The sequence below is a fragment of the Streptomyces sp. SAI-127 genome, assembly GCF_029894425.1.
Lineage (GTDB): Bacteria > Actinomycetota > Actinomycetes > Streptomycetales > Streptomycetaceae > Streptomyces.
Window position 1 is genome coordinate 7,334,239 of the sequence record NZ_JARXYJ010000001.1, and the last position, 13,731, is coordinate 7,347,969.

Consider the following 13,731-nt stretch of genomic DNA (forward strand, 5'->3'; position numbering starts at 1 on the left):
AGCGTTGGACGTGCGGGAGTTCATCGTCGAGGCCGACGGAGGCTCGCGGGGCAACCCCGGCCCCGCCGGCTACGGCTGCGTGGTGCTGGACGCGGCGACGGGGGAGACGCTGGTCGAGACGTACGAGTACCTCGGCGTCGTCACGAACAACGTCGCCGAGTACCGGGGCCTGCTGGCCGGCCTACGCGCCGCGCACGACCTGGACCCGTCCGCCACCGTGCACGTCCGCATGGACTCCAAGCTCGTCGTCGAGCAGATGTCGGGCCGCTGGAAGATCAAGCATCCGGACATGAAGCCGCTCGCCCTGGAGGCTGGGCGGGTGTTTCCGCCGGGGCGGGTGACGTACGAGTGGATCCCGCGCGAGGAGAACAAGCGGGCGGATCGGTTGGCGAACGAGGCGATGGACTCGGGGGCGTCGGCGAGTTCGGTACGGCAGCCGTCGCCGGACGCCGATGCCAAGTCCGAGGCGGACCGGCGTGCTGCCAAGGCGGTCGCTGCCCCCGCGTGGGCGCCGGCCGACATGGGGGCGCCCGCCACTTTCGTACTCCTGCGGCACGGTGAGACGCCCCTGACCCCCCAGAAGCGGTTCTCGGGAAGCGGCGGTACGGATCCCTCTCTTTCCGCGGTGGGCAGGGAACAGGCCGAGCGGGCCGCCGAAGCCCTGGCCAGGCGGGGCACGATCCAGCACATCCTCGCCTCGCCGCTCACCCGGACCAGGCAGACCGCCGCCGCCGTGGCGGAACGTCTGGGCATCGAGGTCACCATCGAGGACGGCCTGATCGAGACCGACTTCGGCGCCTGGGAGGGCCTGACCTTCGGCGAGGTGCGCGAGCGCTACCCGGACGACCTGAACACCTGGCTGTCCGACCCGGAGGCCGAACCCACCGGCGGCGGCGAGAGCTTCGCGGCCACGGCGACCCGGATCGCGGCGACCAGGGACAAGCTCGTCGCGGCGTACGCGGGCCGCACGGTCCTGCTCGTCACCCACGTCACCCCGATCAAGACGTTCGTCCGTCTCGCCCTCGGCGCCCCGCCCGAGTCCCTGTTCCGCATGGAACTCTCAGCGGCCTCCATGTCGGCGGTCGCGTACTACGCCGACGGCAACGCGAGCGTGCGGCTCCTCAACGACACCTCACACCTGCGCCCGTAGCGTCTTCAGCCCGGCGGCCTCGCGGGCCAGCGCCTCCACCCGCCCCCAGTCCCGCGCGGTGATCGCATCCGCCGGAAGCATCCAAGTGCCGCCCACGCAGCCGACGTTGGGGAGGGCCAGGTAGTCGGGCGCGTTGGCGGAACCTATGCCCCCCGTCGGGCAGAACCGCGCCTGCGGCAACGGCCCGGCAAGCGACTTCAGATACGCCGTACCTCCGGCGGCCTCGGCCGGGAAGAACTTCATCTCGGTGACGCCCCGCTCCAGCAGCGCCACGACCTCCGAGGTGGTCGACACCCCGGGCAGGAACGGCACCCCGGACGCCTGCATCGCCTCCAGGAGTACGTCCGTCCAGCCCGGGCTGACGAGAAAGCGCGCACCGGCGGCCACCGAGTCCTTCACCTGCTGCGGCGTGATGACGGTCCCCGCACCCACCACCGCGTCCGGCACCTCCTCCGCGATCGCCCGGATCGCGTCCAACGCGGCCGGCGTCCGGAGCGTCACCTCGATCGCGGGCAGCCCTCCGGCGACCAGGGCGCGGGCGAGCGGCACGGCGTCGGAGGCGTCTTGGAGGACGACGACGGGGACGACGGGCGCGATGCCGAGCAGCGAGGAGTGCGGCGAGGAGGAGGCCATGGCCTCATCCTGCCGATGCGGTGCGGTGTGCGCAAAGGCCATTGCATCCTGTGCAATGGCGTCGTTAGTGGATCTCGTCCACCAGCACATCCAGCGCCCACGCCTGCCCGGCCTTCGCGGGCGCCGACGCCTCCACCACGTACCCGAGCCCCCGCAGGGCCTCCACCAGCTCGGCGGGGTCCTTGGGCGCGATCCCCGCCGACAGCAGACTCCGCACCATCCGCCCCTTGGTCGCCTTGTTGAAGTGGCTGACGACCTTCCGTGTCGGCGCGTGCAGCACCCGTACGGTCGCCGTCCGCCCCGCGACCTCACCCTTCGGCTTCCACGCGGCCGCGTACGCGGAGGACCGCAGATCGAGCACGAGCCCGTCCCCCGCGGCCTCGGTGAGCACGGAGGCCATCGGCGCACGCCAGTGCGCGCCCAGCGCTCCGAGCCCCGGCAGCTTCACCCCCATTGAGCACCGGTACGACGGAATCCGGTCCGTCACCCGGACCGCTCCCCAAAGCCCCGAGAACACGAGCAACGAACGCCCGGCGCGCTTCTTCGCGGCCGCGTCCAGGGAGGCCAGGTCGAGGGCGTCGTAGAGCACGCCTGTGTAGATCTGCCCGGCCGGCCGGGCCCCCGCCGTCCTGAGCTCGGTGTTCTTCGCGATCTCGCCGCGCAGTCCCTCACTCAGACCGAGCACCTCGCGGGCCTTCTCCTCGTCCCCGGCGCACAGCTCGACGAGTTCCTCGAGGATCGCCGCACGGGCCTCGGTGAGCCCCGGCAGCGACAGCGTCTCCAGCTTCAGCGGGGCGCCACGACCGGAGGACGCCTTGCCTTCGGAGGGAGGCAGCAGGACAAGCACGGGATCGATCTCCTTCGGTTGAGCTCCGAGACAGCGTACGGCGTGCCCCTCGGTGGTCCCGGTCCTACGCTCGCTGTATGCCCCGCCGCCGCATACGCGTGACCGACGCCGCCTTCAGGAGCGCCTTCACGGCCCTGCGCACCGAACTCGGCGTGCCGTCGGACTTCCCGCCCGAGGTGACGGCCGAGGCGGAACGGCCGCCTCTCCTCAAGGCGTACGACGACGCCACCGACATCCCCCTCTTCACCATCGACCCACCCGGCTCCACCGACCTCGACCAGGCGATGCACCTGACTCGACGGGGCACCGGCTACCGCGTCCGGTACGCCATCGCCGACGTCGCCGCCTTCGTCGTACCGGGATCGGCGCTGGACGCGGAGACGCACCGACGCGTGCTGACCCTGTACTTCCCTGACACCCGGATTCCGTTGCATCCGCCGGTACTGAGTGAGGGCGCCGCGAGCCTGCTCCCGGACCAGGTCCGCCCGGCCGCCCTCTGGACGATCGACCTCGACGCGGACGGCCGTACGACTGCCGCCGACGTCCGCCGCGCCCTCGTCCGCAGCCGGGCCAGGCTCGACTACGAGGGTGTGCAGAAGGCGATCGACTCGGGCACCGCCGAGGAGCCGCTTTTCTTGCTGAAGGAGGTCGGTGAGCTCCGGGAACGGCTGGAGGTGGAGCGCGGCGGCATCTCACTGAACGTGCCGGAGCAGGAGATAGTCCAGCGGAACGGCACGTACGAACTGACGTACCGCGCCGGGGTTCCCGCCGACGGCTGGAACGCCCAGATCTCCCTGCTCACCGGCATGACGGCGGCCGACCTGATGCTCGCCTACGGCACGGGCGTCCTCCGCACCCTGCCCGCCGCCCCGGACGGCGCGGTGGGACGGCTGCGCCGTACCGCCCACGCCCTGCACATCGACTGGCCGCACCATGTGTCGTACGCGGCGCTGGTGCGTTCCCTGGACCCACGGATCCCCCACCACGCGGCCTTCCTCCAGGAGTGCACGACCCTGCTGCGCGGCGCCGGTTACACGGTCTTCCGGGACGGGGTCCTGCCGGCCATCACCACGCATGCGGCTGTGGCGTCCCCCTACGCCCATTGCACGGCGCCCCTGCGCCGCCTCGCCGACCGGTACGCATCGGAGATCTGCCTGGCGGCGGTGGCGGGGAAGGCCGTACCGGACTGGGTGCTCGCGGCTTTCGAGGCGTTGCCCCGCGAGATGGCCGAGGGAGGTCGGCTCGCCGCGAAGGCCGAACGGGAGTGCGTCGACATCGTGGAGGCGGCGCTGCTGAAGGACCGGGTGGGGGAGGTGTTCGACGGCTGCGTGGTGGACGTGGAGGAAAGCCGACCGACCGTCGGGACCGTGCAGTTGGAGACACCGGCGGTGATCGGGCGGGTGGAGGGGGCGGGGCTTGAGTTGGGGGAGCGGCTGAGGGTGCGGCTGACGGAGGCGGATCCGGTGGGTTCGGGAGGGGCGAAGGTGCGGTTCGCGCCTGCCTGAGTCGATGTCCTGTCGCGTGTACGAGGGTGCCGGCGTTATATAAGGCAGCGGGCTCGTCGACTGACGTCGCTCATGATCGTGTGCCACGATCGAGGGAACGGTTCCCGATCTCTCGGACAGGTGATCTTCCGATGTCCCAGTCTGGCGAGCGACCGAAGGAGGGGCGTGACATGACTGCCATGGCCCATGAGCCGCTCACGCAGGAAGAGGTCCTGCTGGAGGGCTTTCTCGCCCTGGACACGCCGGAGGGTTTCCGGGCCGAGCTGATCGAGGGGGAGATCGTTGTGACGCCGCCGCCGGACGGGGATCACGAGAACTACATCAACGTGATCGTGAAGCAGGTGATTCGACGCTCTCGGTCCGACATGGACTTCTCCGGCAACAAAGGGTTGAGGCTGAAGAGCGGAGACACCTGCCCGAAGAATCATGTGGTCCCAGACACCACCTTCGCGCCCACTCACCTACGTCTTTTCAAAGGCGCCGACCCCTGGATGCCCTGCGAGGGTGTCGCCATGGTCCTGGAGGTGACGTCCACCAAGCCCAAGGCCGACCGTGAGGCCAAGCGCCGCTGCTACGCGCGCGGAGGCATCCCCCTCTACCTGCTCGTCGACCGGGACGCCGACTCGATCACGCTGTTCAGCGACCCGGAGAAGGACGACTACCGCGAGCACTGCACTCGCCCCTTCGGCAAGGCGCTCACCCTCCCGGAGCCGTTCGCCTTCGAGCTGGAGACCGCGGACTTTCTCTGAGTGCTGGGGCGTTGCATCCTCTGAGCAAGACGGACAGGGGGACGGACCGTGGCGGAACAGGCTCTGTGGACCAGGGCGCGGCTGGGCCGTTGCGGCCCCCCGCTGGACCTCCTGACCGCCCGCTTCGACCGCCACGTCTACGCCTCGCACACGCACGAGCAGTTCAGCATCGGCATCTGCGTCGGCGGCTCCGAGGTCATCGACTACCGGGGCGACCACCTCCGCCCAGGCCCGGGCTCCATCGTCGTACTGGCTCCCGGCGAGATGCACACAGGCCGTCCCGCAGCCTCCGACGGCGGCTACGCCTACCGCGCCCTGTACCCCGACCCGTCCCTCCTCACCGAAGGCACCCTCGGCGGCGGACTCCCGTACTTCCGCGAGCCGCTCCTGGACGACCCCGAACTAGCCGCCGCGCTCCGCCGAGCCCACACCGAACTGAGCGCCTGCCCCGACCCGTTGGAGATGGAGTCCCGACTCCCATGGCTGCTCACGGCCCTCGCCAGCCGCCACTCCACGGCCCGCGCGACAAGCGACGCGGTGCCAGGCGCCGCCCACATCGCCCACGCGGTACGGGACCGCCTGGCCGACGACCTCCTGGAGCCCCCCTCCCTCGCCGAACTAGCCACCGCTTTGGGCCTGTCCCGCTACCAACTCCTCCGAGCCTTCCGTACGACGATGGGGATACCCCCGTACGCCTGGCTGGCGCAGCATCGGGTCCACCGGGCCCGCGGCCTACTGGAGTCCGGCTTGAAGCCGGCCGAGGTCGCGGGCCTGGTGGGCTTCGCCGACCAGGCGCACCTGACCCGCTGGTTCCGGCGGGTCCTCGGGGTCACCCCGGCGGCGTACCGCAACAGCGTTCAAGACGGCCGCCGCTGACGCGACGAACATGGCCGCATGACTGCACGCGGCTGGTTTCTGTTCTCCCTGATGGGAGTGGTCTGGGGCATCCCCTACCTGTTGATCAAGGTGGCGGTGGACGCCCCGCTGTCCCCGTCGATGGTGGTGTTCACGCGCTGCGCGCTGGGCTCGGCCTTGCTCCTGCCCTTCGCGATACGGCAGGGCGGCCTGACCGCCACCGTTCGAACCCACTGGCGCCCGATGCTGGCCTTCGCGTGCATCGAGATCATCGGCCCCTGGTGGACCCTGACCGACGCGGAACGCCACCTGTCCAGCTCGACAGCGGGCCTGCTGATCGCGGGCGTCCCGATCGTAGGAGTGGCCCTGGCCCGCTTCTTCGGCGAAACGGAGAGGCTGGGAGTGCGGCGCGTCGTCGGGCTCGGCCTGGGCCTGGCCGGCGTAGGAGTCCTCACGGTCCCGCACCTGACGGGCGGGGACGCCCGCTCCCTGGCGGAGGTCCTGGTGACGGTGATCGGCTACGCAACGGCCCCGTTGATCGCCGCGCGTTACCTCAAGGCTGTCCCGACCCTCCAGCTCATAGCCCCCTGCCTGGCCCTCGCGGCCCTGGTCTACGCCCCGGCGGCGGCGATGACCTGGCCATCGGCGATGCCCGCCGCCTCGGTCCTGACCGCGCTGGCCGTCCTGGGCGTGGTCTGCACCGCGGTCGCCTTCGTGGCCTTCCTGGAACTGATCAAGGAGGCGGGCCCGACCAGGGCAACCGTCTTCACGTACGTCAACCCGGCGGTAGCGGTGGCAGCGGGCGCGATCTTCCTGTCCGAGCCACTGACGGCGACCATCCTGGCGGCCTTCACCCTGATCCTGGCGGGCTCGGTACTGGCAACCGCCTCCGGTCAGCGAGCCGCCACCCGCCCGGTGCTGGATCACCCTAGGGGCAAGGCCGCGCACAGCGACTCCGCCGCGGGCCGGACCCCGGCCGGACAGGCGGGACAGAGGCGAGGCGCGCGCCCGGTAACATGGTCGACACGGCAGACGAGCCGGGCGGACGGCCGCGTGAAGTCCCTCAGGGGCCTTCCCGAGGAACGTCCGGGCTCCACAGGGCAGGGTGATGGCTAACGGCCACCCGGGGTGACCCGCGGGAAAGTGCCACAGAAAACAAACCGCCGGGGACTTCGGTCCTCGGTAAGGGTGAAACGGCGGTGTAAGAGACCACCAGTGCCCAGGGCGACCTGAGCAGCTAGGTAAACCCCACCCGGAGCAAGGTCAAAAGGGGCCGCTGTAATGGTGGCCCTGCGGGGACGTTCGAGGGCTGCCCGCCCGAGTCCCCGGGTAGACCGCACGAGACCGGCGGCAACACCGGTCCTAGATGGATGGCCGTCGCTGAGGGATTCGCGAGAACCCCTCAGAACAGAACCCGGCGTACAGCCCGACTCGTCTGCCGCCAGCTGCGGCTTTGCCTGGTAAAGGGCCTCTGACCTGCGTCGGAGGCCCTTTCCGATCTTTCAGGGGCTTGCCGCGTCAGGTGGCGAAAAGTCCCTCGAAAGTCCCCCAGGCAGCACTGGAAGTCCCTGAAAGGTCCCTGGAGCGGAGGGGCGAGGGACACCTCTGAGCTGGTACGTCTGCAGAGGGCGCCAGGGATGCGATCAGCTCAGAGCCCCTTGCTCGATGACGCGCCAGCGATAGGCGCGGTCGTCGCGACGCAGATCGACCAGATGCAGGTGATCGACTGGAACTCCAGTCCGACTCGGCTGCCCTCCGCGGGCCGGAAGATACGGATGTCAGAGCGCGTCGACCGCGCTCACCCTCCAGCCGTCGGACGTACGGGTCAGCGTCATCCGCACCCGGTTCAGGTCCACGCGGGAGCCCGAGACCTGGGTGCTCGTGGTCACCTGGTTGACGAAGAGGAGGACGACGGCGCGGTCCGCCGAGGCCGAGATCACGGAGGCTGCCGGGGAGCCGCCGGTGGGAGCCGCCACCGTCGCCTTCACCACCCCGTGGTATTTCCTGGCCGTCGGGCCGACCACCGCCGTGGTGGTCTTCGCGTACTCGTCGCGGAAGTGGCCGGTGAGCCGGGCGCGGGCCGCGGCGAAGTCGCGGTCCAGGTGACGGTAGTCGTACGACAGCACGACGGGCGCCGCCTGCCGCGCGGCCGCGAGCGCCTGTCCCCGGGCCTGTTCGGCCCGCGCCCCCTCCCGGTACCGCCATCCGAGCACGGCGGCCGCGACCAGGCCCGCCACGAGCAGGACGCACAGGGTCGTGGTGAGCAGGCGCCGCCGACCGTACCGCGTTGGCGCAGCGGGGCCGCCGGGTTCGCACTCCTGCTGCGGCGCGTCCTCCTCGAAGGACTCCGGCGAGGGCTCGGGCGGGTCGTCCCAGCCGTTCTCGTCCTTGGGCTCGATGAGCACGGTGCGTCCGGCTTCCGGGGCCTCCGGCCGTCCCGGGGTTTCCTTGTTGGCGGCCGCCGGGTCCGGTTCGCGGTGGCCGCGCTCCGCGCGCTTGGCCGCCGCGCGGGCGGCTGCGGTCATGGTGCGCCCGGTGCCGGATCCGGAACCGGAGCCGCGGCTTCGGGTGGTCGTCTTTGTCACGGTCTTGCTCCTCAAGTACTCATGGGGCGTGCGGCGGTCGGGGCGCGGTCAGCCGACCCGCGGTCAGCCGACGAACTCGACGTCGGAAGTCAGCCAGCGGCCGTCCCGGTGCACCAGGTCGAGCTGCAGCCGATAGGTGCGCGCCTCGCCCTTGGGCGCGGCGATGTTGGTCACCCTGCTGTCGGCGACCACCAGGACGCGGGCCGAGTGCTCGTCGGACCGGACGATGCCCGCCTCCAGAACCTGGCCCTCGGAGACCGACTTGTTCTGGGCGACCAGCTGCGTCAGCTCCTCCGTCTGCGCGGCGAACTGCTTCTTGAAGTCGCCGGTGGCGCTCTCGAGGACGTTCGCGCTGTCCCGGTCGTAGTGCCGGTAGTCGAGCGAGGTGAAGTTCAGCGCCGACTGGCGGGCCGCGGCCAGGAGGTCCTGGCGCCGCTGCTCCGCCTCGCGCTGGTTGTAGAGCCCGAAGCTCAGCCAGATCGTCAGTGCGGTGGTGAGGACGGTCGCCACGGCCAGCCCCACCGACCAGGCTCTGCCCGTCCCTCTGCCCGACAGGGCACCTCTCATGATCCTGCTCATGCCATCGGTCCGACTAGCAGCCATTGCCACGACTCCCCTCCGAACACCGCCTGTTGACCGCCCGTCGAGCCGATCTCGACGGGCCTTCCGTCCGGGCCGGTTGCGGTGCCGGTCTCCGGGTCGTACGGCGTGACGTACGCCGCCTGGTTCGCACCGCCGGACGTGGTCGACGCGCCGGGGGCGTTCTGTGCGCCCCGCACCGACGTCTTGCTTCCGCGCGGGGCGGTGCAGCGTGCGTCGGTGTTCGCCTCGCGTGTGCTGGTGGCCGAGGGGTCACGCCGTGTTGTCCCGTATCCCTGGGTGCACGCCGGCGGGTCGTCGGCGTTCACCACCAGGCCGAAGTGGGTGGTGCCGTCGCCCGGGACGACCGTGTAGCTGCCCGCGACCAGCGCCGGGAAGGTGACCAGGGACTGCTCCACGCCGGGCAGTCGGGCCAGCGTGACCTGGCCGCCGCTGATCAGGTTGGCCAGCAGGACCGACAGCCGTGGGCCGGTGGATTTCAGCAGAGAGTTCACCTGTTGCGCGGCCGGCGTCGCGTTGCCGATCAGTTTGCGCAGGTCCCCGTCGCTCGATTTCAGCTGTGCGCTGAGCGCCGCCAGATCGTGCGCGAACGACTTGATGGACGAGCCCTGGTCGGCCTGTGTCCTGAGGACCTTTCGCGAGTCCTCGATCAGCGAGATCGTCTGGGGGAGTGACTCGGAGGCCGACTCCACGAGCGCGTTGCCCGAGTCCACCAGCCGGCTCAGGTTCGGGCCGGTGCCCGAGAATGCCTTGCCCAGCTCGTCGACGGTGATGCGTAGATCGTCCTTGCCGACGGAGTTCACCAGTCCGTCCAGGCTGAGGACCAAGTCCGTCGTTGCCAGCGGCACGCGGGTGCTGCCGCGCGGGATGGCGCTGCCGTCGAGGAGATACGGGCCATGCGAAGTTCGCGGCTGTAGATCTACGTACTGCTCGCCCACCGCCGAGCGGTTCGCCACGACGGCCAGGGTGTCCGCCGGGATGCGCGGCGCGACGTCCTTGATGTCGAGGGCGACCGAGACGCCGTCGGAGCCGGTCAGCCGCAGCGCGCCGACGCGGCCCACCGGCACACCGCGGTAGGTGACCTCGGCGCCGGGGAAGATGCCCCCGGAGTCGGCGAAGTCCGCCCGCACGGTGTAGCCGCGGCCCAGGACGTCGTCCACCAGGCCCGTGTACTCGGCGCCGACGTACGAGACCCCGACGGCGGTGACGGTGGCGAAGGCGAGCAGCTGGGCCTTGACCGTACGTGTGATCACGGCTGAATCCCCTTCAGCATCAGCTCTGCGAGCGCGAGGTCGATCCCCTCGGGCAGCTCTCCTCGGGTGGTGTAGCTGCTGGTGCACACCGGCGGGCACAACGGACCGCCGCCGCCCGACGGGGCCGACGGCACCGAGGGGGACGACGGCAGGCTCGGTGTGCTGGGCAGCGCGGTGGGGGTCGGGACGGCCGGCAGGTCCGGGAGGTCGGGTATATCGGGGGTCTCGGGCTGCTTGGAATCGCCGTTCCCCTCCCCGGACTTGCCGGACCCGCCCGTCAAGTTCCCGTACAGGTCGGACAGATCGAGGTCGGCCGTGATGTCGAGGTTGACGTAGTCACCCCTGACGGCGTCCACCGCGTTGCGCGGGAACGGGTAAGTGGTCAGCAGCTCCAGGGAGTTGGGCAGATCGTCACCCGCCTTGTTCAGCTGCTTCAGGATCGGCCGCAGCTGTTTGAGGTTCGCGACCGTGTCGTCGTGCGAGGCCTTGACCACCTTGGTGCCCGTCTTGCCCAGCTTCGACAGGGCGGTGAGCATCTTTGTCAGATCGCGCCGCTGGTCGGCCAGGACCTTCAGCGCGGGCGGCATCGCGTCGACGGCCTGGGCGATCGTCTTCTTCTCCTTACCGAGCCGCCCCGCGAGCCGGTCGACGGCCTTGAGGGCGCGAACGATGTCCTCGCGCTGGTCGTCCAGACCGCCGATGAACGTGTTCAGCTCCTTGAGCAGCGACCTGACCCGGTTCTCCCGGCCGTTCAGAGCCTTGTTCAGCTCCACGGTGATCGTCTTGAGCTGGGCCACTCCGCCACCGTTGAGCAGCGCCGACAGCGCGGACAGCACCTCCTCGATCTCCGGGTTGCGGCCGCTGCGGGACAGCGGGATGCGGTCGCCGTCGCCGAGCCGGCCCATGGGGGCCGTGCCGGACGGGGCGGAGAGCGCGACGTACTTCTCGCCGAGCATGCTGGTCTGCCGCAGCTCCGCGACCGCGTTGGCGGGCAGCTTCACCGAGTCGGCGACCCGCAGCCGTACGCGCGCGTGCCAGCCGTCCAGCTGCACCTTCTCGACCGCGCCCACGGTGACGTTGTTGACCTTCACCGCCGACTGCGGCACCAGGTCGAGGACGTCGCGGAACTCGACGGTGACGTGGTACGCGTGGCCGTCGGCGGCGGCTCCACCGGGCAGCTGGACGTCGTACCAACCGTTGAACTCGCACCCGGACAGCAGCAGTGCTCCGACCGCGGCCCACGCGACCGTCCCGACCTTGCGCAGTGCGCTCATGCGCTCGCCCCCAGAATTCCGCCGAGCGTCCGGTCGACCGTTCCCGTCACCGCGGAGCCCTGAGGCGCCTTCGGCAGGGAGTCGAAGAGATCCTTCAGTTCCTTGCAGTCAGGGCTCTTTCCGCCTTCGTCGCCGGTCGTCTTCAGCACGGAGCACAACAGCGAGGCCGGATCCTGCGCCTGCTGGGCGTTGTTGCGGGTGTCGAGGGTGCCCGCGGACGGGTTGTACGCGTTGTTCAGGTTCGACAGACCCGTAGGAGCGACCTCCAACAGCTCCTCCAGCGCGGCCCGTTGGGTGACGAGCACCTTGGTCACCTTGCTGAGGCCTTTCACGTTCGAGGTCAGCGACTTCTTGTTGTTCTTCACGAAGTCCGACACGTCGCCGAGCGCCGTCCCCAGGTTCCGCAGCGCGTCCGCGAGGTCCTCACGCTCGCCCGCGAGCTGCCCGGCGACCTCGGCGAGGCTGGTGTTGAACGACCGCACGCTCTTGTCGTCGGCGGCCAGTGCCGCCGTGAACACCTGAAGGTTCCGGACCGTGCCGAAGAGGTCTGTGCGGCCGTCGGACAGCGTGGTGACGGCCTGCGAGAGGTCCTCGACCGTCTGGTTGAGGTTCTCGCCCTGGCCGTCGAGGTTGTCCGCACTCACTCCGAGAAGCCGCGACAGCGAGCCGTCCTTGTTGGCGCCCTTGGGGCCAAGCGCGTCGGCCGTCGTGTGCAGACTGTCGAAGACGCGGTCCAGCTCGACCGGCACGGCGGTCCGCGTCTCGGGGATGACGGCGCCGTTTTGTAGCACCGGGCCTTTTCGGTACACCGGCAGCAGCTGCAGGTAACGGTCGCTGACCACCGAGGAGTTGATGATTGCGGCCTTCGCGTCCGCCGGGACCTTGCGGCCTTCGTCGTACGCCAGCTCCACCCGCACCCGGTCGCCCTCCGGCGTGATCTTCTCGACCTCGCCGATCCGGACGCCGAGGACGCGGACGTCCGAGCCGGGGTAGATGCCGACGGTGCGCGGGAAGTACGCGGTGACGTGCACGGACTCGGAGCGCGGCCACAGCACGTAGGTGAGCGCGACGGCGAGGGCGAGTGCGGTGACCACGGCCACGCGCCTCTTCAGATTCTTCACTGCGCGCCTCCCGTCCGCGGCACCACCGGAGCGGCGACCAGGTTCTGGACGTAACTGTCGAACCAGCGGCCGTTGCCGACGGCGTTGGTGAAGACCCGGACGTACGGCGCGAGCAGCTTGACGCTCCGGTCGAGGCTGGACTGATTCCGTTCGAGCATCTGCACCACGCGGTTCAGGCCCTTGAGCGCGGGCCCGATCTCCTTTTCGTTGTCCGCGACCAGGCCGGAGAGCTCGATGCCGAGCACGGCCGAGCTCTTCAGTAGCTTGTGGATCGCCTCGCGCCGCAGGCTGATCTCCTTGAACAGTTTGTCGCCGTCCTTGACCAGCGCGGAGAAGTCCTCGGAGTGCTCGGCCAGCACGCCCGTGACTCCGTTCGCGTGGTCGAGGAGTTCACCCAGCGCCCTGTCGCGCGAGGCGACCGTCCGGGAGATCTTCGACAGGCCCTTGATGGACGCCCGTACCTCGGCGGGCGAGTCCTGGAAGGTGGTGGAGATGGTGTCCAGGGCCTTCGCCAACTGGTCGGTGTCGACCTTCTCCGTCGTTGTGGTGAGATCGCTGAACGCCTGCACGACGTCGTACGCCGGAACCGTCCTCTTCAGCGGTATCTCACTGCCGGGCTTCAGCTGCCCCGGTCCCTTGGGGCGCAGCGCGAGGTACTTCGCGCCGAGGATCGTCTTGACCCGGATCGAGGCGCCGGTCTCGGTACCGAACCCCGGATCGTCCTTGATCTTGAAGGTGACCTTGACGTGGTCACCGTCCAGATCGACGTCCTCGACCTTGCCGACCTTGACGCCGGCGATCCGCACCTCGTCGCCGGGCTTGAGGCCGCCCGCCTCCGAGAAGGCCGCGCTGTACGTCTCGCCGCCGCCGATCAGCGGCAGGCTGTCGGCGTTGAACGCGGCCACGGTCAGCAGCCCGAGGATGGTGAGGCCGACGGCTCCGATCACCACGGGGTTGCGGTCGCGGAACGGGGTCAGGCGTGGGCGGCGTATCCGTATGCGGGGCAGCTTGGGTGGGTCGACGCGGACTTTGACCAGGGGGTCGGGGCGGCGGGGGCGTGGTGCCCGGCGCGGCAGGAGCCGTATTTTCGGGAGCTTCGGTGGGTCGATGCGGACCTTGACCAGCGGCTCCGGGCGGCGCTTGCGGGTCCTGCGCGGAA

The 13,731-nt window shown here is 70.2% G+C and carries 12 protein-coding genes, 1 other RNA gene and 1 pseudogene; 6 read left to right on the top strand and 8 right to left on the bottom strand.

Features of this window, described 5'->3' with window-relative positions; all coding sequences use genetic code 11:
* The first annotated feature begins 10 nt into the window (after nt 1-10).
* Nucleotides 11-1,150, top strand: coding sequence for a bifunctional RNase H/acid phosphatase (locus M2157_RS33795; RefSeq protein ID WP_280867113.1), 1,140 nt, complete (start codon nt 11-13; stop codon nt 1,148-1,150).
* Here the strand turns inward: M2157_RS33795 and M2157_RS33800 are convergent.
* Together M2157_RS33800 and yaaA are read right to left on the bottom strand one after the other, a co-directional pair.
* Nucleotides 1,133-1,783, bottom strand: a complete 651-nt coding sequence (locus tag M2157_RS33800) for a bifunctional 4-hydroxy-2-oxoglutarate aldolase/2-dehydro-3-deoxy-phosphogluconate aldolase (protein WP_280867114.1) — start codon at nt 1,781-1,783, stop codon at nt 1,133-1,135. The two genes, M2157_RS33795 and M2157_RS33800, sit on opposite strands and share 18 nt — an antisense overlap.
* 64 nt (nt 1,784-1,847) lie before the next feature.
* Nucleotides 1,848-2,630, bottom strand: a complete 783-nt coding sequence (yaaA, locus tag M2157_RS33805) for a peroxide stress protein YaaA (protein ID WP_280867115.1) — start codon at nt 2,628-2,630, stop codon at nt 1,848-1,850.
* Between the two features lie 77 nt (nt 2,631-2,707).
* On the opposite strand from yaaA, the gene M2157_RS33810 reads away from it, so the two are divergent.
* The 5 genes and pseudogenes from M2157_RS33810 to rnpB all read left to right on the top strand — a co-directional run bounded on the left by M2157_RS33810 (nt 2,708) and on the right by rnpB (nt 7,177).
* Nucleotides 2,708-4,135, top strand: a complete 1,428-nt coding sequence (locus M2157_RS33810; RefSeq protein ID WP_280867116.1) for an RNB domain-containing ribonuclease — start codon at nt 2,708-2,710, stop codon at nt 4,133-4,135.
* Nucleotides 4,136-4,305: 170 nt separating this feature from the next.
* On the top strand, nt 4,306-4,884 hold the full coding sequence (locus M2157_RS33815) for a Uma2 family endonuclease (RefSeq protein WP_280867117.1): 579 nt from the start codon (nt 4,306-4,308) through the stop codon (nt 4,882-4,884).
* A gap of 48 nt (nt 4,885-4,932) precedes the next feature.
* Nucleotides 4,933-5,760, top strand: a complete 828-nt coding sequence (locus M2157_RS33820) for an AraC family transcriptional regulator (RefSeq protein WP_280867118.1) — start codon at nt 4,933-4,935, stop codon at nt 5,758-5,760.
* Between the two features lie 51 nt (nt 5,761-5,811).
* Nucleotides 5,812-6,561, top strand: a pseudogene (locus tag M2157_RS33825) (DMT family transporter); the annotation flags it as partial.
* Between the two features lie 211 nt (nt 6,562-6,772).
* Nucleotides 6,773-7,177: RNase P RNA component class A (rnpB, locus tag M2157_RS33830), an RNA gene on the top strand.
* A gap of 340 nt (nt 7,178-7,517) precedes the next feature.
* On the opposite strand, the gene M2157_RS33835 is transcribed toward rnpB, so the two are convergent.
* From M2157_RS33835 to M2157_RS33860, 6 genes are all read right to left on the bottom strand, one after another.
* Entirely contained in the window at nt 7,518-8,324 is an 807-nt protein-coding gene (locus M2157_RS33835; RefSeq protein WP_280867119.1) for a hypothetical protein, read from the bottom strand.
* A gap of 63 nt (nt 8,325-8,387) precedes the next feature.
* Entirely contained in the window at nt 8,388-8,891 is a 504-nt protein-coding gene (locus tag M2157_RS33840) for a hypothetical protein (RefSeq protein ID WP_280857234.1), read from the bottom strand.
* 8 nt (nt 8,892-8,899) lie between these two features.
* Nucleotides 8,900-10,177, bottom strand: a complete 1,278-nt coding sequence (locus tag M2157_RS33845) for an MlaD family protein (RefSeq protein WP_280867120.1) — start codon at nt 10,175-10,177, stop codon at nt 8,900-8,902.
* On the bottom strand, nt 10,174-11,451 hold the full coding sequence (locus M2157_RS33850) for an MCE family protein (protein ID WP_280867121.1): 1,278 nt from the start codon (nt 11,449-11,451) through the stop codon (nt 10,174-10,176). Before M2157_RS33850 ends, M2157_RS33845 begins: the two co-directional genes overlap by 4 nt.
* Complete coding sequence (locus M2157_RS33855; protein ID WP_280867122.1) at nt 11,448-12,572, bottom strand: MCE family protein; 1,125 nt, start codon at nt 12,570-12,572, stop codon at nt 11,448-11,450. The genes M2157_RS33850 and M2157_RS33855 overlap by 4 nt, the downstream gene beginning before the upstream one ends.
* Nucleotides 12,569-13,549, bottom strand: coding sequence for an MCE family protein (locus tag M2157_RS33860; RefSeq protein ID WP_280868315.1), 981 nt, complete (start codon nt 13,547-13,549; stop codon nt 12,569-12,571). Before M2157_RS33860 ends, M2157_RS33855 begins: the two co-directional genes overlap by 4 nt.
* Nucleotides 13,550-13,731 lie beyond the last annotated feature (182 nt).